The 20,420-nt window shown below is 31.5% G+C and carries 19 protein-coding genes; 10 read left to right on the top strand and 9 right to left on the bottom strand.

From position 1 onward, the window contains the following. Nucleotides 1-46 precede the first annotated feature (46 nt). The 5 genes from H277_RS0116060 to H277_RS0116040 form a co-directional block, all read right to left on the bottom strand. Entirely contained in the window at nucleotides 47-1,069 is a 1,023-nt protein-coding gene (locus H277_RS0116060) for a DUF3667 domain-containing protein (RefSeq protein WP_019976644.1), read from the bottom strand. Between the two features lie 85 nt (nucleotides 1,070-1,154). Then, on the bottom strand, nucleotides 1,155-1,775 hold the full coding sequence (locus tag H277_RS0116055; protein WP_081623245.1) for a hypothetical protein: 621 nt from the start codon (nucleotides 1,773-1,775) through the stop codon (nucleotides 1,155-1,157). Between the two features lie 94 nt (nucleotides 1,776-1,869). Then, a complete protein-coding gene (locus H277_RS0116050) occupies nucleotides 1,870-2,577 on the bottom strand; it encodes a hypothetical protein (protein ID WP_019976642.1) in 708 nt (235 codons plus the stop codon). Between the two features lie 59 nt (nucleotides 2,578-2,636). Continuing rightward, nucleotides 2,637-3,359, bottom strand: coding sequence for a tRNA threonylcarbamoyladenosine dehydratase (locus H277_RS0116045; protein ID WP_019976641.1), 723 nt, complete (start codon nucleotides 3,357-3,359; stop codon nucleotides 2,637-2,639). An 11-nt stretch (nucleotides 3,360-3,370) separates the two neighbouring features. Beyond that, complete coding sequence (locus H277_RS0116040) at nucleotides 3,371-4,030, bottom strand: TatD family hydrolase (RefSeq protein WP_019976640.1); 660 nt, start codon at nucleotides 4,028-4,030, stop codon at nucleotides 3,371-3,373. Nucleotides 4,031-4,103: 73 nt separating this feature from the next. On the opposite strand from H277_RS0116040, the gene H277_RS0116035 reads away from it, so the two are divergent. Next, nucleotides 4,104-5,510: a DHA2 family efflux MFS transporter permease subunit gene (locus tag H277_RS0116035; protein WP_033422771.1), complete on the top strand. Its 1,407-nt coding sequence runs from the start codon at nucleotides 4,104-4,106 to the stop codon at nucleotides 5,508-5,510. A 70-nt stretch (nucleotides 5,511-5,580) separates the two neighbouring features. Here the strand turns inward: H277_RS0116035 and H277_RS0116030 are convergent, their stop codons facing one another. Beyond that, nucleotides 5,581-6,621, bottom strand: a complete 1,041-nt coding sequence (locus H277_RS0116030) for an asparaginase (RefSeq protein ID WP_019976638.1) — start codon at nucleotides 6,619-6,621, stop codon at nucleotides 5,581-5,583. 125 nt (nucleotides 6,622-6,746) lie between these two features. Between H277_RS0116030 and H277_RS0116025 the strand changes: the two genes are divergently transcribed. The 5 genes from H277_RS0116025 to H277_RS19315 all read left to right on the top strand — a co-directional run bounded on the left by H277_RS0116025 (nucleotide 6,747) and on the right by H277_RS19315 (nucleotide 12,013). Beyond that, nucleotides 6,747-7,583, top strand: coding sequence for a hypothetical protein (locus H277_RS0116025; RefSeq protein WP_146810478.1), 837 nt, complete (start codon nucleotides 6,747-6,749; stop codon nucleotides 7,581-7,583). Between the two features lie 64 nt (nucleotides 7,584-7,647). Next, complete coding sequence (gene lysM / locus H277_RS0116020) at nucleotides 7,648-8,103, top strand: peptidoglycan-binding protein LysM (RefSeq protein WP_019976636.1); 456 nt, start codon at nucleotides 7,648-7,650, stop codon at nucleotides 8,101-8,103. A gap of 147 nt (nucleotides 8,104-8,250) precedes the next feature. Beyond that, nucleotides 8,251-9,093: an OmpA/MotB family protein gene (locus H277_RS0116015; RefSeq protein WP_019976635.1), complete on the top strand. Its 843-nt coding sequence runs from the start codon at nucleotides 8,251-8,253 to the stop codon at nucleotides 9,091-9,093. An 87-nt stretch (nucleotides 9,094-9,180) separates the two neighbouring features. Next, entirely contained in the window at nucleotides 9,181-10,479 is a 1,299-nt protein-coding gene (locus H277_RS0116010; protein WP_019976634.1) for a cation:proton antiporter, read from the top strand. A gap of 136 nt (nucleotides 10,480-10,615) precedes the next feature. After that, nucleotides 10,616-12,013 (top strand): AAA family ATPase, encoded by a 1,398-nt coding sequence (locus H277_RS19315; protein WP_019976633.1) that lies wholly within the window; start codon nucleotides 10,616-10,618, stop codon nucleotides 12,011-12,013. Between the two features lie 27 nt (nucleotides 12,014-12,040). Here the strand turns inward: H277_RS19315 and H277_RS0116000 are convergent, their stop codons facing one another. Then, a complete protein-coding gene (locus H277_RS0116000) occupies nucleotides 12,041-13,234 on the bottom strand; it encodes a C1 family peptidase (RefSeq protein ID WP_026357666.1) in 1,194 nt (397 codons plus the stop codon). A 101-nt stretch (nucleotides 13,235-13,335) separates the two neighbouring features. Then, nucleotides 13,336-14,964 carry a POTRA domain-containing protein gene (locus tag H277_RS0115995; protein WP_019976631.1) on the bottom strand — a complete coding sequence of 543 codons (1,629 nt, stop codon included), beginning with the start codon at nucleotides 14,962-14,964 and terminating at the stop codon, nucleotides 13,336-13,338. Nucleotides 14,965-15,072: 108 nt separating this feature from the next. Between H277_RS0115995 and H277_RS0115990 the strand changes: the two genes are divergently transcribed. From H277_RS0115990 to H277_RS0115975, 4 genes are all read left to right on the top strand, one after another. Next, nucleotides 15,073-15,390: a DUF3817 domain-containing protein gene (locus H277_RS0115990; RefSeq protein ID WP_019976630.1), complete on the top strand. Its 318-nt coding sequence runs from the start codon at nucleotides 15,073-15,075 to the stop codon at nucleotides 15,388-15,390. 255 nt (nucleotides 15,391-15,645) lie between these two features. After that, entirely contained in the window at nucleotides 15,646-17,010 is a 1,365-nt protein-coding gene (locus H277_RS0115985) for a T9SS-dependent choice-of-anchor J family protein (RefSeq protein WP_019976628.1), read from the top strand. Nucleotides 17,011-17,118: 108 nt separating this feature from the next. Further along, entirely contained in the window at nucleotides 17,119-18,210 is a 1,092-nt protein-coding gene (prfA, locus tag H277_RS0115980) for a peptide chain release factor 1 (RefSeq protein WP_019976627.1), read from the top strand. A gap of 86 nt (nucleotides 18,211-18,296) precedes the next feature. Next, entirely contained in the window at nucleotides 18,297-18,947 is a 651-nt protein-coding gene (locus H277_RS0115975) for a phosphoribosylanthranilate isomerase (RefSeq protein ID WP_019976626.1), read from the top strand. A 60-nt stretch (nucleotides 18,948-19,007) separates the two neighbouring features. Here H277_RS0115975 and H277_RS0115970 read toward each other — a convergent pair whose 3' ends face one another. Beyond that, nucleotides 19,008-20,318 carry a DUF2268 domain-containing putative Zn-dependent protease gene (locus H277_RS0115970; RefSeq protein ID WP_033422768.1) on the bottom strand — a complete coding sequence of 437 codons (1,311 nt, stop codon included), beginning with the start codon at nucleotides 20,316-20,318 and terminating at the stop codon, nucleotides 19,008-19,010. Nucleotides 20,319-20,420 lie beyond the last annotated feature (102 nt).

The following is a 20,420-nucleotide window of genomic DNA, read 5'->3' as shown; positions in this document are numbered from 1 at the left end:
AGAATCTAGAAATTAGAAAGCCTCGCATTTGCGAGGCTTTTTATTTTTAAATATGCATATACGAATAAATTAAAATGGCTATGACAATAAAGAAAAATATAAAGGTGTTTATGCTAATTAATAGAATTCCTTTTACGGCACTTTTGATTAAACCTTGGTGATATAATTTATATAATGCAATGAAAAAATAGACAATAATATAGAGTACAATCAATATATTAATCAGTATAATAACAGATGAGATGGCATTAACATCTATAAAGTTTGCGAGCGACTTTAATAAGAAAATAACTAGAATGGACAACAGTATCACAGTAAAATAGTGAAGTGTAAATATGCCGTGATCAAAATACCACCATGTTTTTTTATTGTAAAAAAGCCATAGTAAAAAGGCAAATAATGGCATATACACAAAAAGAACTTTAGGAATGATATGCAATGTTTTTTCTACAATGGCTTCATTTAATTGTGCATTCGAAATATTATTGTCTTTTAACTCTCTGTATTTTGTAACGATAGGTTTCAGGACAGGAGCTTCTTTACCGACTTCATTTTCTACAGTGACAAGAGTTTCATCATTCAGTTCATCCAAAGAACTGATGGTTTTATTTTTATTAAATTCAGTTTTTATTTTTGCATCCTGTTCTTCGCTTGTCAAACCTTTATTTTTTAAAGTATCTAAAATTGCGTTTACAGCTTTTTCTTTTTCAAATGTGGCTGTAGTTGCTATTTTTGGTTTGCTATCATGATTTTTTGAGGGAAAAATAGAGATCAGAAAGAATGTTACAAAACTGACAAAAATGTACATTTTAACCGGATTTACAGAACTGTTTCTTTTTCCACTCAGGTATTCTTTAGTCAGTTCTCCGGGTTTTAAAAACAGCTTTTTTATGGTTTGCCAGAAACTACCATCATAATGAACGAAATCTTCTATAAAGTGAGTGAATAAAAAGTGAAAAGGCTGTCGTGTTTCTACATTTTCCTGACCGCAATGTGTACAATAATGTTCTTCTACGTAATGACCGCAATTCTGACAATTGTGATCTTCTCTTAATTTTCCGTGACTCATGTGTTAATTAAATAGTTATAAAGCTATAAAAAGATTATTTATTTTGAATAATTGAGTTTTGAAAAATTTGAAATTATTTTGATTTTCATTTGCTCCTAAAATTGAAGAATAAACTGATGAATAATAAAGTAGAAACAATACTAATTAGAATAATATAAATTTTATTCATTGATTTTAGTTTCAAAATTTCATTTTCGTATTCGTTTAATAATTCATTATTATGATCAGAATACGCTCCATAGATTTCGACATCAACAATATCTTTTTTCTTTTTAAAAAATAAATTACTTTTTATTTCTAGGGAATCTAACTCATTTTTTTCGACGGATTCTAAATCTAAAGTTCTTGTACATAGACTTGTTAAAGTACCAATATTTGAATGATAACCATATATTAAATATGTTTCATTTAAACTAAATGAACTTCCACAGCCTCCAACCATAGAAGATAATGGAGTATAGATAGTAGTATAAAATTTTTCAGATTTATTTCCTTGGTATTTTCGTTTGAAATCTTTTGTTATTTCGAATGTATAGACATAAACCGGGTTGGAAGAGAAATCATATTTTGTTTTATCTATTTCAATTACTTTTCCAATAAATATAGCATCAGCGTCATCAAAAGAATTGTTTATTGAAGAGCGCATACAGCTACAACCAAAAGTAAAAATAGAATTCAAAAATAATAACGTAAAAATATATTTCATTCAATTCATGTTTCAACTAATTTACAATAATAACTAAAAACAAAAAATCCACTTCTTTTGAAGTGGATTAAATTATTGAATAAAGATAGTTTTCTTAAAATTCAGCAAAAAAAGCTTCAACTTTTTCTACGCCGTTTGCGTCTAAGGCTTCAACTAATTCTTTTTTGATTTCAGTTAATTCTTTCTTTTTCGCTTTTTTCAAAACAGGCTGTGCCGTTTCCAAAAAGACCTCGATTTGTTCTAACCCACGAGAACGTAAGAATTTTTCGTCTGTTTTTTTCAATTTCGCATACACTTGCAATAACATTTTACACTGTTCCAATGCCAAGGCATATTCTTTTACTGTTTCCAATGTAATCATGTAATGCAACATCAGTTGTACAGATGGCATATTGCGTTGATGACCAAATTTGGTGTATTTTTCTAATGCAATTCCAAATGATTCTTGGCTGCGTTCGATATTTTTATTTAATGCAGCAGAAATCACAACATTAAACCAATCGTCCGAATTATCCGAGTTTTCAGCGATAGCAAAAAAAGCTTTATCCGCATTTTCAAAATCTTGTAAACTATAGTAAGATAAGGCAATTAATTTCTTTGCATCATACAATTGTTTTGGATCTTTCGCATCCAATAAACCTTCACAAATTTTGATACACATCTCGAAATTTTGATTCCCAAATAAATCTCTGGCAGTGTTCAACAACGAATTAGTCGCATTCTGTTCCAACGCTTGCTCGTACATAAATTGACGTGCTCTCAAAACATCTTCGTATGTGATATAATCGTAATTGATTTTCATTTTTTTGTCTCTTTGTTAATATGCAACTAAATTAATTAAATCTTTAAGAAAGAACTTAATTATTTATCATTTTTTAATAAGTAACGGATAACTGTTTCTGCAGCGTGTAATCCAAATAAACCTGGCATCCATGAATTAGTTCCGTAAAATGACTTTTTATAATTTTTTCCATCAGTTAATTTTACAGATGATTCATCAGGAACTTCTGTCGAGAAAACGGCTTTTACACCTTTATTAATTCCTTCTTTTTTTAATCTTTTACGAACATTTTTAGCCAAAGGACAAACATCCGTTTTGCTAATATCACGAACCTGAACTTTACTCGCTTGGTATTTTCCGCCGGCCCCCATATTACTGATGACTTTTACTTTTTTGCGTTTCGCAGCCAAAATTAAATTAATTTTTGGCGTAACAGAATCGATACAATCTAACACATAATCAAAATCGGTTGTTACGATTTCGTGTGTACGTTCCGGACTCAAAAATTCGTTGATTCGCGTTAATTGCAATTCCGGATTAATGTCCATCAGACGATCTCCCACGACATCCACTTTATGTTGTCCAACAGTTGAATGTAAAGCAGGTAATTGCCGGTTAATATTTGTAATATCTACCGTATCTCCATCTACAATTGTCATTTTTCCTACACCAGCACGTGCAATAAATTCTGCTGCAAAAGAGCCAACGCCTCCTAAACCAACAATTAAAACGTTCGAATTTTTTAGGTTTTCTAAACCTTCTTGTTTAAATAATAACTCAGCTCTTTCTTGCCAAACTGCCATTGAAATGTATTTTATTTTAATTGAATTTCGTAACCGAAAATGGTGTTCCAGTTTTCGGCTTGTTGAAGTTGTAATTCTTCAATTGATATCTTTCGTAAATCAGCAGCAAATGCATAAATTTCCTGAATAGAAATTTCACTTGCATCATTCTCCAAAAAGAATTGATCTGCCGAAAGATTTGCAAATATAATTTGTAAGTTTTTGTTAGAAAGAAGATTTTTTCCAAAAGATGCAAAACAATTTTGTGCAATAATTTGATTGAGTAATTGCTCATTTTTATTGAACCCGTGAAAAATAAACGGAACAGAAAGCTTTAATTTTTTTCGAATTTGTAAAATTTCCTGATAAGCCCGAACCGAATGTATAATAACAGGAAACCGATACTGTTCGGCAATTTTTAGTTGTTGCTCAAAAACACTGATTTGTAACGCAAAATTCGTTTCGCATAATTTATCTAAACCAATTTCACCAATTGCTAAACAATTTTGATGTGTGAGAGACTGCAAAATGATCTCAATTTCTTCTTGTATAGAAGAGGTCTTGATGTAGGCAGGATGAATCCCGATTGAAAATAATTTTGCCTCATGATTTAACGCTTTTGGAAACTGGTTGTACAGTTCCAAAACATCCGATTTTAGTGTTAAATGATGTGTATGTGTATTGAGAAACATGATTCAAATTTACTCTTTTTCAAACAATTCACGAAAAGCTAAAATAGGAATAAAATTTGCAGGGAGACAGCGAATGAATTCACTAAATAATTTAAGTCCGAAAATGTTGAAATATCTGCCATGGCTGGGTGCGATGGCAATTTTTATGCAAGCTTTGGACGCGACGATTTTAAATACCTCTTTACCTACAATCGCAAAAGAATTGGGAAAGTCGCCTTTGGAAATACAATCAATTATTGTGGCTTATACCCTGACAATTGCGTTGTTAATTCCTTTGAGTGGCTGGCTTTCGGATAAGTACGGAACAAAAAAAGTATTTCAGTCAGCGATTATAATTTTTACACTTGGATCGACACTTTGTGCTTTTGCGACAACCTTACCTTTTCTTGTCATTTCGAGGATAGTTCAGGCCATTGGAGGCTCGATGATGGTTCCGGTGGTTCGATTGGCCATTCTGTACGCTTATCCAAAACGTGAATTGCTAAAAGTAATTAATTTTATTACAATCCCTGGATTAATAGGACCGCTTTTAGGGCCTACGATTGGTGGAATTTTAGTCGAAACGTTGTCGTGGCATTGGATTTTTATTGTAAATATTCCTTTTGGAATAATAGCGTTATGGATGACCACTTTTGCTCTACCGGATTATAAACATCCTGTCTTTAAATTTGATAGCAGAGGGTTGATTCTTTTTAGTGGAGGAATAACAGTATTGACATTGGTGATGGAATTAATATCTTCTCGTGTAATTGGAATACAAACCGTTTTAGCCCTGTCAATCGTTTCTGCTTTTTTGATAGGTTTGTACATTTACCATGCAAAACATAAACAGCATCCTTTAATCGATTTGAATTTATTTAAAATAAGAACATTAAGAATCGGAATTGTAGGAAACCTGATTACACGGTTAGGAATAGGAGGAATGCCTTTTCTTATTCCTTTGCTATTGCAGGTTGGTTACGGTTACACTGCTACAGTTGCCGGTTTAATTATGATTCCTTCTGCTGCGAGTAATATTATTGCAAAATCATTTGTTGTTCCGATTGTGAATAAATTTGGCTATCGAAATACCTTAATTGGAAACACGATTATTTTAGGATTGATAATTTGTCTGTTCTATTTTTTAGAATCAAAGTCTCCCATTTATTATATTATTCCATTAATGATATTAAACGGCTTTTTTAGTTCCATTCAGTTCACAGCGATGAATACATTATCATTGGCAGATTTGGAGGAGAATACATCCAGTGAAGGGAATAGTTTGTTAGCTGTTACTCAGCAATTGTCGTTAACATTCGGAATCTCTGTGGCTGCATTGATTTTAGGGATTTTTAGACAAATGGAAACTTTTACAAAAGGAGTAGAAGTGCAAGCTTTTCGTTATTCATTTTTGACAATGGGAATGATGACTATTTTATCTACTTATATCTTTTTCAGATTAAAAGAATCTGACGGATCTTCTATGTCAGGAAAAAAATAGGTGTTAAGTGTATTAGAACAACAAAAAATCTCTACTAAGTAGAGATTTTTTGTTTGAAATTTATTTTGATTTAATCATTGTAAAAGTGATGACGAAGCTCTCCTTTTAAATTTGCTTCATACTGAGCTTTAAATTCATCTTTTGAAAGATTTTGCCCCAATAAATAAATCGCTTTTGTAATGGCAGCTTCCATTGTTAAATCAAAACTGGAAATAGCACCCATTTTTAATAAAGCATCACTCGTTGCATAGCGACCGAGTTCTACCATTCCTCCCGCGCATTGTGTGTTGATAATAAGATGGATTCCTTTGTTTGTAACTTCTTCCAATAATTCAATAAACCAATCATCGGTAAAAATATTACCAGTTCCAAAAGCTTCAATAATAAAAGCCTTCATATTGGGAGCTTTTAGAACACTTTCAATAAAAGACCGATTCATTCCCGGGAAAATTTTTAGTACGCCAACATCAGCATTAAGCTTTTTGTTAATAGCTAATTTTTCAGTTACGGTATTTTTCAGTAATAAATCTTCTTTTACCTCTAAATGAACACCCGAAACTCCAATTACCGGATAATTCGGTGATTCGAACGCATCAAAATTTTCAGCATTAATCTTCGTTGTTCTGTTTGCTCGAAATAATTTATATTCAAAATACACACAAACTTCTTTGATAATTGGTTTATCCTTCTTTCTTAAAGAAGCCAATTGGATAGAAGTAATTAAATTTTCTTTTGCATCTGTACGTAGGTCACCAATTGGTAATTGAGAACCTGTGAATATGACGGGTTTTTCTAAATTGTCAATCATAAAACTCAATGCAGAAGCTGTATACGCCATGGTATCAGTTCCGTGAAGAACAACAAAACCGTCATAGTTTTCGTAGTTTTGCTGAATTGTATCGGCAATGTTTATCCAATATTTAGGCTTCATATCAGATGAATCAATTGGTGTATCGAAGCTATGGTAATCAAAAGAACAATCTAACAGACCCAATTCGGGAATTTGTTTTAATAAATTATCAAAATTAAAAGGTTTCAAGGATTGGTCGCCATAATCTTTCGCCATTCCAATTGTTCCTCCTGTATAGATTAATAAAATTTTTGTTTGCATGCGGATTGATTAATTTCTGGTTAAAATTAGCCATAATAAAAAATCTGTACAACAACTTTTCATAAACTCTGATATTTTGTAAATTGGATAAATTATTGTGTATTGAATTTTAAAATATAAACTTGATGAAAATAGTACTTTTAGCCATGACAGCTTTCATAACATCGTCTTATGTGAACGCACAATCTGATGAAGGATTGTTTGAAGTTGAATATGAAATGAACGGCCAGGAATTGAAATCGTTTGCCTTTTCTACTGAAAACTGTTCCCAAAGTTTGATTGTTAAATCGTGGGAAAACTGGGTGTCGAATAAAGAAGGGTCTTCGGGGTTTCTGAAAAAACATGAAGCGAATAACATCAAGTTCAAAAATTCGCAAGATGTTTATAAATCTGTGATTAGTTTGGTTGATGAAGAAAACGGAAAAACAACGGTAATTAATACGTTGACAGATCAGAACGGAATGGGGTTTAATAGTAATTCGCCGGAGTTCGATAAGATTTATACTTTTTTACAAGACTTGGCTATCAAAACGAAACAAAGCTGTGTTCGAAATGAATTGAAATTAGCCAATGAAAATATGATTCGCTTGGCGAAAGAAAATGCTGATGTACAATTGAAAAAAGGAAATTCAATTAAATCGTATTTAAAAAATAACAATACGTTACTAAAATTAGAAAATAAAAAACAAGTTTTAGGAGATAAGTTAGAATTGATTGTGAACCAATTGGAAAGAGAATCTGATGAAAAAGCGATAGACGGGTTGATGAAGAAAAAGATAAAAACCGAAAATGCGTTAAGAACAATAGAAGATCAGGTTGTCACCTTGAATGGAAAAATTCAGACAGCGGAAGAAAATGATAAAGGGCTTGATTCGAAAATTAATCAATTAACAAGTCAAATACAACAACAGCGTTCGATGAGCGAAAATTTAAAAAAGAAATATTCATCAATTGCACGATAATTGTTAGAGAAATTATATATTTACTAAATATCAACAAATAAATTATTATTAAAATCAACTCACTATGGGATTATTTTCATTTATTAAAAATGCCGGAGAAAAAGTCTTCGGAGGAGCTGAAACTCCAGAAGAAAAAGCAACAAAAGTAAAAGATCAGGTTGCGAAACAAGGATTTGATTTATCAGGAGTAAGTTTTTCTGCTGATGGAGATAAAATTGTGGTAGCCGGGCAAGCGTTGGATATCAACGAGAAACAAAAAATATTGGCTACAGCAGGAAATATTGACGGAGTAGAAGGAGTGGAAGATCAATTGACATTAAAGACGCCTTTAAAAATTGAAATTCCGGATATTTCTAAGACAATGTATACAGTAAAAAGTGGAGATTCTTTGTCTAAAATTGCAAAAGAAGTATACGGAGACGCTATGCAATACCCAAAAATCTTCGAAGCAAATAAACCAATGTTAAAACACGAAGATAAAATTTATCCGGGTCAGGTTTTGTATATTCCTCAGGATTAATACAATAGAAATAAAATTATACCGTTAAAACTCCTACAACCTTATGATTGTAGGAGTTTTATATTTTTACAGCATGGTTTTTGAGGAATATTAGTTCCAATAAAAAATAATAACATATATTCGTATAACTGAAATAAAAAAATAATTATGAAAGTTTCAATTTTGCCAGTAGCGGTAATCGCTGCTTCAACTTTATTTAGTTGTGTGAGTCAGAAGAAGTATGATGAATTACAAAATAAATTCAATTCTGCTTATTCTGAGAACCAAGGATGTCAAACAGAATTAGCTGTAGCGAAGGCCAAATTAGCTAACTATGAAAGTAACCAAGGTCAATTTGAAAACACAGTTCAAAGTGAAAGACAGCAAGTAAGAGATTTACAAGCTGCTCTTAAGAAGTGTATTGATGGAGGTTCTAAAAATGTTTCTGAGTTAGTAAAAGAAATCAACGAATCTAACAAATACATCAAACATTTGATTGATGCGAAAAGCAAATCAGATAGTTTGAATATGGTCTTAACAAATAACTTAACGCGTTCTTTATCGAGCAGTGAAGCGAAAGATGTTGATGTTAAAGTATTGAAAGGAGTGGTTTACATTTCATTAGCTGACAATATGCTATACAAATCTGGTAGCTATGAAATTTCACCGGCTGCAGGAGAAACTTTGAGTAAAATTGCTAAAATTATCAACGATTATAGAGATTACGATGTGTTGATTGAAGGAAACACTGATAATGTGCCAATTTCTAAACCAAACATCCGTAATAACTGGGATTTATCTGCTTTACGTGCATCTTCTGTTGTACAAGCATTACAAAACCAATATGGTGTTGATGGTAAACGTTTAACTGCTGGTGGTCGTGGAGAATTTAACCCAATTACGACTAATGCAACAGCGGAAGGAAAATCTCAAAACCGTCGTACACAAATTATTATCTTACCTAAATTAGATCAGTTTATGGATTTAATTGGGCAAGCTCCAAAAAATTAATTAGATAAATAAATCAAATTAGTATAAAAGGGGCCACTTTACAGTGGCTCTTTTTTTGTATCTTTTTCCAAAATTTAATCAATACCAATGGAACTATATTATTCTTTTTCTGTTCTAATTGTTCTTGCAGCATTATTTTCATATGCAAATCTTCGATTCTTGAAATTACCCGGAACAATTGGAATTATGATTATCGCCATGTTAGTCTCTGTCGCCATTCGTTTATTAGGAGACAGTTATTTCCCGGATGCAACAAAAGATCTTTTTCAACTTTTTAGCAACCTTGATTTTAATGAAATATTGATGGGAGCTATGCTGAACTTTTTACTTTTTGCAGGAGCGATGCATGTTAATATTTTAGACCTTAAAAATTTAAGGTGGACAATTGCGACGTACGCAACAATTTCTGTCGTACTTTCAGCCTTTATTGTTTCCGGAATTTTGTATTACATCGCGCCATATTTTGGGATACAAATTCCGTATATCTACTGTTTATTGTTTGGAACATTAATTTCCCCAACCGATCCCATTGTTGTATTGGGAATTTTAAAGCAAGCCAAAGTTCCGAAGGTAATTGAGACCAAAATTACAGGAGAATCTTTGTTTAATGATGGGGTAGCGGTAGTTATGTTTGCAGTTGTTTTGCAGATTGCGACAAATCCAAATTTTGATGCTGATTTTGCAAGTGTATCTAAATTATTTTTAATGGAAGCCGGAGGCGGAATTCTATTAGGACTTTTATTAGGATTTACAGCTTCTAATTCGATGAAAAAAATTGACGATTACAAAGTTTCGGCTTTGATTACTTTGTCCATTGTAATGGGAGGTTTTTTAATCGCAAAAGAACTTCATATATCGAGTCCGCTGGCAATGGTTATTGCAGGTTTAATTATCGGAAATTATGGTAAAAAAGTTGCCATGAGTAGTACAACACGTGATTATCTTGCGAAGTTTTGGGAATTAATTGATGAAATAATGAATGCAATTCTATTTCTTTTTATAGGTTTTGAATTGTTGTTGATCGAAGATTTGATGGATCAAATTTTATTGGGAATTGCAACTATTTTTATTGTGTTATTATCCCGAACATTGTCCATTATAATCCCGGCAAGAACAATTTTACGAAAAAATACCTTTTCTAAAGGCTCATTGATTGTATTAGTTTGGGGAGGAATTAGAGGTGGTGTTTCGATTGCTTTAGTGCTTTCCATGCCCAATTCTGAATGGAAAGATTTGCTTTTAGAAATCACGTATATTGTGGTGTTGTTTTCAATTGTGATACAAGGTTTAACTGTAGGAAAAGTTGCGCGTCGTGTATTAAAAGATGAAGCGGAAGAAGCAAAAGAAGACGAAATGGAAGAGTATCTGAATTCTTCAAAATTATAAAAGATACAAGTATATTAAAAACAACAAACGACTTCATAAGAAGTCGTTTGTTGTTTAACAGAAGTTTAGACTTTATAATTGGTCTTATTCGTGAATAAATTTTTATTTTTAATAGAAATTAGAAGAAGCCAACAAAATGAAATTAAAAGATTTATCGGATCAACTTGAAATATCTTTAGGAAGCTTACAAAATTTTATCAATGATTTTAATATCGATTTAAGTTTTTGTATTGACGAAAATTTTAATGTAACAAAAGAATTTGTTGCATTTTCTGAGGAAAATAAAGACTTTTTAAAGAAATATGCTGAAGATTATTCAAAAGAAAAAACAGTAGAAGAAATAGCAAAAACCATTGGAGCAAAAAAAGACGAAGTACTTCATTTTTTTGTTGTGAATGGTATTCCTGCAGATGTAGCCAAAGAAATGAAAACCGGAGTGTCAAGTTATTTGATTCATTCGTACATCGGAGGAAAATACCCATTTATAGAAAAAGCTTTTCCGCAATGTGAAGACTTTTCAGGCAGAAGTTTAGTAGGCTATACCGATTTATATTTTTATATGACAGATATGCTCGATCCTTTCATTAGTAAAGATCAAGTAGAAAGATGGGGTATTTCTAAACCTGCCGGAATTGTTTTATATGGTCCTCCTGGGAGCGGGAAAATTTATTGGGCAAGGAAAATAGCGGATATGATTGGTTATGAATTTGTCCACGTTTTCAACGATTATTTATTGGGCAATTTTGATTCTACAAAAAACAAATTTTCAGATTTTCTATCCAAAAAAATGAATCAACCCAAAACATTATTGTTTATAGATTCATTTGAAGAGTTGTTGAATGCGACATCAGAAAATACAATTTATCCTGATATGGTAGAATTATTTTACTCTGTTTTGCGACATATTCAGAAAAATGATAAGAAAGAACTTTTGATTGTAGGTTCAGTTGAATCACTCGCCAATCTGAATGACGAAATCGTTGCACCGGGACGCTTTGATATGCATATTCCAATTTTTCCTCCAAGTTTAGATGAACGAAAACAATTGCTTCTTCATCACTTAACTTCTAATTTGGCTTCCGATTCTCCGTTATTAACTATTCTCAAGAATCAGAATGCATTAAACAAAGATTTTTGGACACCTTATGCAGCTGAAATGAGACTTTTTTCAAATACAATGTTGATTGATTTTACACAATCATTAAAAAAACGTTTGTATGCACTTTACAGAAAAGATGAAACAAAACATACTGTTATGACGGAAAAAGTATTGTTTTCGGCATTTCAAGAAGCAAAATCGAAACTGACATCAGAATATTTGAGACATTGTGCAATTTTTGTAAATGAAGCCAAACAGAATGTTGGTCAAGATTTTCCTCATCGCATTATTGAATTGAATGCTGATTTAGAGTTTTATTTGAATACCAAAGAAATACCAATTACTAAAATTGGTTTCAAGCAAAATGAAGAACCTCTTGAACTTTTAGAGAAACCTATAGAAGAAAAAAAGAAACCTAAAAAAGCTCCCAAATAGGAGCTTTTTTAGTGTAGAAAATGGATATTAAATTCCTAATTTTTTCAATGTTTGTTTTTGAAGACCATTTTTGTGTACTAAAATATTTGTTGTTTTGTATTGAACAAATGCTTTTGTGACATATAAATATCCTTCGTAATCGTTTGTTAATCCCCAAGAGTTTTTAACGATATAATATTCTTTTCCGTTTTGATCTTTTGCTAAACCAACAATGTGCATACCATGATCATCCGTTGTTTGATAATCATCGAAAGCCGCTTGGCGCATATCCTCGGTAATTACTTTTTCAGGTTTTGGACCTTTAAACATCTCAGCTTTTTGTGTCGCAGTCATATCTGCAAAATCTACTTCAGGAACATAAGCAACACCATTTTTCCAACTAAATCCTTTTTCAGAAACATCTGTTGCCCATGCGATAGTATAGCCATTTTTCAAAGCATAATCAATATTGTCTGTCATTTCAGTCATCGGAACATTATAAAATGATTCATATGCCCAGTTATCAGGGATTGCTAATACAAATGGTTTGTAGTAGCTGTGATCTTTGAAAGATGTAATCGCAACATAATCGTTTGGATTAATTCCTACCACTTGATCAGCAAATGTACGGGGTGTATATTTTTTTCCGTTGTACGTGAACTCTTTTGGATATTCTCCTAAATAGCTATCTAAAACAGCTGTATAAGCTTTCTCCCAGTTAGGTGTTAATTTTCCATTTGGATTAGAAACTACAGCTTTCAAAACTCCTTCTTGAATTGCAGCCATTTCACCAAATTGGTTAATTTTAGTTCCATAATTTAGACCTGTATAAGCTTCAACAGGAACAGCCCCGTATTTTTTGATGGTATTTAAAACATCAAAAAAACCACCTCCGTCACCTAAAGTTGTTGCGCCATGCATACGAACATATTGTTTACCTTTTTCAACATATGTATTTCTCGCATTGAAAATTGGAGACAATTGAATAGGTTGTTTTCCCATTCTTAACATTTCTGATTCGAAGAAAGAATTTCCTGAATAAGACCAGCAAGTACCTGATGAACCTTGGTTTTCTACACCTGTTTTTGCCAAATTAATCACGTCAGTAAATTTGAAAGCTTCTTTACTATTTTCACTGACATTTTTGTTTAACGAATTAACTAAGTTGTCTTGTGCAGAGACCAATTGAACGCTTCCAAGCAATAATGCTGAAGCAAAAATTGGATAAAAAATTTTACGCATTTTAAAATTATTTTGTGTGAGTTTTTTATAAGTAGCTAATTTCACGAAAATGTTAACAATAAACCTATAAAAAATTAAAGTTTTTTTTAAATGAAATAAAATCAAAATTGACTCAAAATTCCAAAATGAATTTTAGATTCTTTAAAATCAAAGGAAGAATTGTCTGTTTTACCAACCGCATAACTCAAATTGAAAATTCCCATTTTGGTTAAAAATGAAATTCCTGTTCCAAAACTTAACAGCGATGTATTCATATTAGCTCGTTTGTTATCAATAAAACCGTAATCTGCAAATAATCCAATATAAAAGGCTTCGCTTGGAACAAAGCGGTAATCTAGAGTTGCAAAGCCGTACATATTTGCTGTTATACTTTCTTCATTAAACCCTCTAAAACTTCCAAATCCTCCGATACGATACAATTCGTTTTCGGAGAAATTATCATCTTTTGTCAATAAACCTTTAAATTCTGCACCAGCTTTAAGGTAATGTTTTTGAGTTATTTCAAATAAGCGGAAAGTTTTTAAACCAATTTCAACTTGATTCACTGTTTTATTTTCGAGATCTTCTGTCCACGAAAAATTTTTCTCTTTTTTTCGAATCGAATTAACCAAAACATTCAACATCGATTTACCTTCCATCAAACGGAAAGGATGTTTCAAAAAATAATGATAACTCAAACCAACACCTATTTTAGAATAATCATCATAACTAGACTTTAGATACGAATCATCTTCCAATAGGAAGTTAGAAGATTGTATTATTCCACTTATACCAATACTTGAATTGAGATTCAATTGATAAAATAATCGTTCCGAAAAATCAAGATTGACAAAAACAGAATCTTGTTTGAATAATTTAAAATTAGTTTCTGAACCGATTGCAGATTTGAATAAATAAGGGAGTTTAACTCCTACATTCAAGGAAGTATTTTTGTTGGCAGTTCCAATCCAATTTAACCGAATTTCTTCCAAACCATTAAATACATTATTCAACGAAAGCTGTACGTTTCCGTTCAGTTTAAAATCGCCATTATCATCTGTCCCAAAACCTAAAACACCATCAAAATAATTAGAATTTACTTTCCGGGGGTACAAATACAAAATGGTAGAATCTGGTTTGAACAAAGTTTTCGGTTGTTGGACTTCTGTTATATAATTGGTTTGTTGCATCAAGGAAGAGATGGTGGCTAATTTTTGTTCATTGTAGATTTCTCCTTTTTTGATGTTCAGACCATGTCGTAAATAACCTTTTGATAATTTTTCGTAACCAACGAGTTTTACGCCATCAACAGTTCGAAGGTTTCCTTTGTTTAAAAGTAACTCTATTTTTTGTTCATTTTGTTCGAATCCTTTTTGTACAAGTTTTATCTGAGTAAAAGGATACCCTAGATTGGTATATTCATTAGAGATTTTAGTTAAAATAGAATCTAAATTGTTGGTTGGAAAATAATCGTTTTTATTTTCGAAAAGGTCATTATTTTTTATCCAAATAGTATGGTATAACCTTCCTTTATTCAAATAAACATTTTCGTTTTTTATTGAATCTATTGTCAAGGTATAATAACCTGTCTGTTGTAAAGAATCTAAAGACAGTTGAAGATTTTTACTTTCAAAATCTTTTGTATACGATTTACTATCATTGTTGTAACGAAAAAAAAGATACGACTTTTCTTGTCCGAAAAGTAAAACCGTTTGGATGAAAAACAGAAATATGTAAACTACAAATCGCATGATTGGTTATAATAACGTATAAAATAGATGTTAAGTATTTGTTTTACTGATATCTATTAGTGTTCATATGAAAATTAAAAATTATTTTTGGCTTCAAATTTACACGGAATGTTGAAATTTTTTAAAGTTATTGGTTATTTAGAAGCGCTTTCTGCGGTTATTTTATTTTTTGTAGCAATGCCTATGAAATACATTTGGGATGATCCTACTTGGGTAACTCATGCCGGGCGTATACATGGAGGATTATTTGTTTTGTATGTTATTCTTTTATATCTGTTAAAAGAAAAATACAATTGGAGTATGACCATTTTCTGGATATTTTTTGTAGCAGCAATTATTCCCGGGGGGACAATCTGGGCAGAAAAGAAGTTTATTGAAGGAAAAAAATACAAAGAAATGCTGGCGGAGAAAGAAGTAAATCAATAAAATTCGGATAATAAAATAATCCCATCAACATGTTTCATGTTGATGGGATTTTATATTGAAGAAAATAACTCTTCTTCATTTTTAACTAACAAGAAATTTTGATTATATCGATAATATTATCTTCAAATAATTTAAATTTTTCAAACATCATTAATTTTTTTTTAAAAACTTTCATTAAAATATTGTTGTTTTAATTTTTTTTTTAAGTAGTTTTATGTAACACTAATATTTTTTTAATACTAAAATGAATTACTTATGAAAAAAATTTTATTTTCTTTATTAACGTTATCTTCTGTTACGACATTATCAGCGCAGATTTTTCAAGAAGATTTTGATGGAAATGGGCCAGGTATAAGTGCTTGGACTGTTATAGACAATGATAAGAATACACCTGCCTCTGCAGTGAATTTTATAAAAAATGGCTGGAATTCTATAGATCGGCTTGGAGCGAATGGAAACTATGGGGGCCCTGCTGGTAATTATGCAGCAATGAGTACATCATGGTATACGCCGGCTGGAACATCAGATGATTGGTTGATTTCTCCGGTAATAGATCTTAAAGAGACTAAAGCTCCTGTTATAGAATGGAATGCCAAAGCTCAAGATGCTGATTTTTCAGATGGTTATAAAGTAATGATCTCTACTGGAGGGAATACAGTAGCTGATTTTAAAACTGAATTATTGAGTATTCCAGCTGAAGATAGTGATTGGAAAAAAAGAACAATTAATCTAAAAGATTATGTAGGTCAGCAAGTAAGAATTGCTTTTGTAAACAATTCGAATGATATGTTTATGTTATTAATAGATGATATCAAAGTAACTGATTCTACAGGAGGGGGAGATCCTGAGCCAACTGGAGATATTATTTGGTCAGATAATTTTGATGATAAAGATATCAGTGATTGGAAATTATATGATAAAGATGGAGATGGTTATAAATGGTCTGCAGTACAATCAACTGATGCAACAGGTAATCCGGTAGGTAGTCCGGTAATCACTTCTGCTTCATATATAAATAATCTTGGACCTTTAACGCCTGATAACTGGATAACTTCTCCACAAGTTGATTTAACAAACGTAGATGGTAAAGCAACTTTAAAATATGGTGTATTTGCTTCTGACCCAAAATTTAACAAAGAGAATTATGCGGTGTATATTTCTACAACAAATGATACGTCAGATGAATCAGCTTTTAAACAAGTTTTTACTGAAAAAGATTTACCAGGAGAAGAAACTCAACGATCAGTTGACTTAACAGAGTTCGTAGGACAAAAAATTTATATCACATTCAGACATTTTGATGTAACAGATATGTACCGTATCAATATTGATAACGTGTCTGTTGAAGGAAAGCTGAAAACATTAGGGACTTCTGATATTGACACAAAAAATGTAACTAGAGTTTATCCAAACCCTGTACAAGATTCATTTAAAATTGATTTTAGTACAAATGTAGATAAAACAAAAATTTCTTTAGAGTTATATAATATGAATGGATCTAAAATTAAATCGTTTGATTATGCAGATTCTTATAATATTTCAACTTTACCGGCGGGTGTTTATGTATTGAAAATTAATGACGGTGTGACAAAAACTGTCAAGAAAATTATTAAAAAATAATATTTATAAATTATGCCATAAAAAAACCGATGAGAAATCATCGGTTTTTTTTATTCAAATTTTCTGAATCCCTTGAGTTATTGTATCTTTGCAATCCAATAAAAGTATATGGCAGATTTAGGTCTATTAGATAAATTAAGAGCAATCAAACAGCGTTTCGATGAGGTGGCTGATTTAATCATTCAACCCGATATTGTTACAGATCAAGCTCGTTATGCAAAATTAAACAAAGAATATTCAGACTTGAAAGACTTTGTTGAAAAGCAAAAAGAATACGAAAACTTAGTGAATGTAATTGATGAAGCGGACGAAATCATTAACGATGGTTCGGATGCCGAAATGGTTGAATTAGCGAAGATTGAAAAAGATGAAGCGATCAATGCAATTCCTGCAATAGAAGAGGAAATTAAAATGATGTTGATTCCGAAAGACCCGGAAGATGATAAAAACGTTATTGTCGAATTACGATCAGGTACAGGAGGTGATGAAGCGGCTATTTTTGTAGAAGATGTTTACCGTATGTATTCGATGTATTTCAAAGAAAAAGGATGGAAACATGAAATTTTAAATTCATCTGAGGCTTCAGGTAAGGGGTTCAAAGAACTTATTATGCAAGTTGAAGGTAATGCTGTTTATGGAACTTTGAAATATGAATCTGGTGTTCACCGTGTACAACGTGTTCCTGAAACGGAATCACAAGGGCGTGTGCACACGTCGGCAATTACAGTTGCTGTTTTACCGGAAGCAGAGGAAGTTGATGTAACAATCAATCCTGCAGATTTGGAGTATCAAACATCTCGTTCATCTGGAGCAGGAGGACAAAATGTAAATAAGGTAGAAACAAAAGTACAATTGACGCATAAACCTTCCGGAATAGTAATTGTTTGTCAGGAAGCTCGTTCTCAGCTGAAAAACAGAGAGAAAGCTTTACAATTATTACGTACAAAACTGTATGAAATTGAGTTTGAGAAAAAACACTCAGAACGTTCGGCTCAGCGTAAATCTTTAGTTTCTACTGGTGACCGTTCAGCTAAAATCCGTACGTACAATTATCCGCAAGGACGTATAACGGATCACCGTATCAATAAATCAATTTATAATTTGGATAACTTTATGAATGGAGATATTCAAGAAATGATTGATGCATTGAAAATGGCAGAAAATGCAGAAAAATTAAAAGGAGCAGAAGAAGATTTTTAATCTTATTCCATCTTAAAATAGCAAAAGCACTTCAAGAAATTGAGGTGTTTTTTTTATATTTAAAAATATTAAAATTAAAATAGGTGATGAAAACAAGAGTTAAAATCTGTTGTATTAGTAGCAAAGAAGAAGCACAACAAGCGATAAAATATGGAGCGAATGGATTAGGTTTGGAGGGTAATATGCCAAGCGGACCTGGAGTAATTGGTGATGATTTAATCAAAGATATTACACAAATTATTCCGCCAACATTAGCTTCTTTTTTATTAACAAGTGAAACAACTGCTGATGCGATTATTCAGCATTATAAAAAAGTTTATACGAATACAATTCAGTTGGTTGATGAACTGAAAAACGAAGAATATCAAATTTTGAGAAAGGAATTACCTTGGGTAAAGTTGGTACAAGTGATTCATGTAATCGATAAAAATTCGGTAACAGAAGCTGTGGAGAAATCTCAGTTTGTAGATGCAATTTTATTGGATAGTGGAAATCCTAATTTGCAAGTAAAAGAATTAGGCGGAACAGGACGCACACATAATTGGGCGATTAGTAAAAAAATTAGAGAAGAAATTACTATTCCGTTATTTTTGGCAGGAGGTCTTAATCCTGATAATGTTTGTGAAGCAATTGATGCTGTCCAGCCTTTTGGCGTTGATATTTGCAGTGGTGTAAGAACTGATGGAAAATTAGACGAAAAGAAATTAGAGGCTTTTTTTAGAGTGATTAATGATTAAATCAATTGGTTATACAAAAAAAACACTTCATTTATTTTGAAGTGTTTTTTATTTTGATCCTTATTTAGAGGTTTCAAATTCGATCAAATAATTTTTTAATGGAATATTATTTTTAGACCTAAAATTACTTGTAATCATAATCTGATATTTTTTATTCGTTTCTAATTCTACACTAATTGTCCAACTTTTGTTATCATTTGACCAATATCTTTTCTTAATATCATTTTTAGGAAATGCAGCTTCACCTAATTCTCCATAATCTACACCAGTATTAAATCCATTTAGAGGTTCGGAAAAATTGATTGTAATTTCTTTTGTTTTGGGATCAACATTTTTACTAAAATTCTCAAACTGTTTTATTCCAATAACAGTAGGTCTTATGCTTTCATAATCTTTTTGAATTTCATTTAATGATTTAGAAAAATAATTTGATTTTATTACATAGTTTTCAATTGCAGCTTCATTTGAATAATCTAATTCGATCAATTCTTTTATGGCATTTTTTTTATTTTCAGCTTGATTGTAATAATTCTCTGCCATTTGGTAGCCTACATAATACCCTAAATCTCGTACGCCAAACTCATTGGGAGAATCTCCCCAAAGCCATTTATATAAGTTATTGATATTAAACATTTCTTGTTCAAATCGCGCTCTAATCTTTTCATTATTTTTTTTACCGTAGGCAATTGCTGGAGCTGCAGATGGGACATTCATCGCTTTTACAGAGACAAACTCAGCTATACCTTCATGAATAACGTAAGAAAGAAGATTGTCTACAAATGGCTTTTGTTGTGTATGAACATATTCATGAATATTTAATAAGACCAAATCATTAATAGGTTCGCTGTCAAAAAACAAGCGTCTTGCGTTGCGTATATTTTCAGGGAATTCGTCTGTAATGGTATTTTTATCCGTCATCGCAATTTCGCTTCCAATCAAAACATGTCCGTTTCTATAAGTTCCTCCTGTTCTAAGAGCGCCAATCGTAAAGTAAATATTTGCTGGCTTCAATTCAGGATAAATCAAACGAAGTTTGTCAATTCCTTTCTTTAAATCTTTTGAAATGTTTTTCGATTTCAACGTATTTTTTCGTATTGAATTCAAAAACTTAGGATATGCATGAATAGCATGAATATAATCTTTATCAGAATAATTTCTTGCTTCTCTAATTAATTTTAAACCTTCTGTACCTTTTGAAAAATAGTCGTCATTCAAATATTTATATTGCAAGACAGAATCTTTAGTTTGAGTGATTTTATCATAAGCAATCCAAAAATTATCGATATCTGATGTGAAAACTTTTTGCGCATTGACAGAAGAAAAGGAAAAGAGGAAATAAGCTGTAATAGATGTTAATATAGAGTTTTTCATAATTAGTATTAAAGCTCTAAAAATAATGTATTTCTGCTCAATAAAAATAACTAATTCAACAAAAAAAATCCATCTCATTTTTAGAGATGGATTTTTCACATT

Source organism: Empedobacter brevis NBRC 14943 = ATCC 43319, assembly GCF_000382425.1.
GTDB classification, from domain to species: Bacteria; Bacteroidota; Bacteroidia; order Flavobacteriales; family Weeksellaceae; genus Empedobacter; species Empedobacter brevis.
This window is presented reverse-complemented; position numbering and strand designations above follow the sequence as displayed.

Excerpts from the sequence above, each read along its gene's own strand:
- H277_RS19315 (WP_019976633.1), top strand. The coding sequence starts at position 10,616 with ATGAAATTAAAAGATTTATCGGATCAACTTGAAATATCTTTAGGAAGC.
- H277_RS0116045 (WP_019976641.1), bottom strand. The coding sequence starts at position 3,359 with ATGGCAGTTTGGCAAGAAAGAGCTGAGTTATTATTTAAACAAGAAGGT.
- H277_RS0116000 (WP_026357666.1), bottom strand. The coding sequence starts at position 13,234 with ATGCGTAAAATTTTTTATCCAATTTTTGCTTCAGCATTATTGCTTGGA.
- H277_RS0115970 (WP_033422768.1), bottom strand. The coding sequence starts at position 20,318 with ATGAAAAACTCTATATTAACATCTATTACAGCTTATTTCCTCTTTTCC.
- H277_RS0116010 (WP_019976634.1), top strand. The coding sequence starts at position 9,181 with ATGGAACTATATTATTCTTTTTCTGTTCTAATTGTTCTTGCAGCATTA.
- H277_RS0116040 (WP_019976640.1), bottom strand. The coding sequence starts at position 4,030 with ATGTTTCTCAATACACATACACATCATTTAACACTAAAATCGGATGTT.
- H277_RS0115995 (WP_019976631.1), bottom strand. The coding sequence starts at position 14,964 with ATGCGATTTGTAGTTTACATATTTCTGTTTTTCATCCAAACGGTTTTA.
- H277_RS0116015 (WP_019976635.1), top strand. The coding sequence starts at position 8,251 with ATGAAAGTTTCAATTTTGCCAGTAGCGGTAATCGCTGCTTCAACTTTA.
- H277_RS0116055 (WP_081623245.1), bottom strand. The coding sequence starts at position 1,775 with ATGAAATATATTTTTACGTTATTATTTTTGAATTCTATTTTTACTTTT.
- lysM (WP_019976636.1), top strand. The coding sequence starts at position 7,648 with ATGGGATTATTTTCATTTATTAAAAATGCCGGAGAAAAAGTCTTCGGA.
- H277_RS0115975 (WP_019976626.1), top strand. The coding sequence starts at position 18,297 with ATGAAAACAAGAGTTAAAATCTGTTGTATTAGTAGCAAAGAAGAAGCA.
- H277_RS0116030 (WP_019976638.1), bottom strand. The coding sequence starts at position 6,621 with ATGCAAACAAAAATTTTATTAATCTATACAGGAGGAACAATTGGAATG.
- H277_RS0116035 (WP_033422771.1), top strand. The coding sequence starts at position 4,104 with ATGAATTCACTAAATAATTTAAGTCCGAAAATGTTGAAATATCTGCCA.
- H277_RS0116025 (WP_146810478.1), top strand. The coding sequence starts at position 6,747 with ATGAAAATAGTACTTTTAGCCATGACAGCTTTCATAACATCGTCTTAT.
- H277_RS0115990 (WP_019976630.1), top strand. The coding sequence starts at position 15,073 with ATGTTGAAATTTTTTAAAGTTATTGGTTATTTAGAAGCGCTTTCTGCG.
- H277_RS0116060 (WP_019976644.1), bottom strand. The coding sequence starts at position 1,069 with ATGAGTCACGGAAAATTAAGAGAAGATCACAATTGTCAGAATTGCGGT.
- H277_RS0115985 (WP_019976628.1), top strand. The coding sequence starts at position 15,646 with ATGAAAAAAATTTTATTTTCTTTATTAACGTTATCTTCTGTTACGACA.
- prfA (WP_019976627.1), top strand. The coding sequence starts at position 17,119 with ATGGCAGATTTAGGTCTATTAGATAAATTAAGAGCAATCAAACAGCGT.
- H277_RS0116050 (WP_019976642.1), bottom strand. The coding sequence starts at position 2,577 with ATGAAAATCAATTACGATTATATCACATACGAAGATGTTTTGAGAGCA.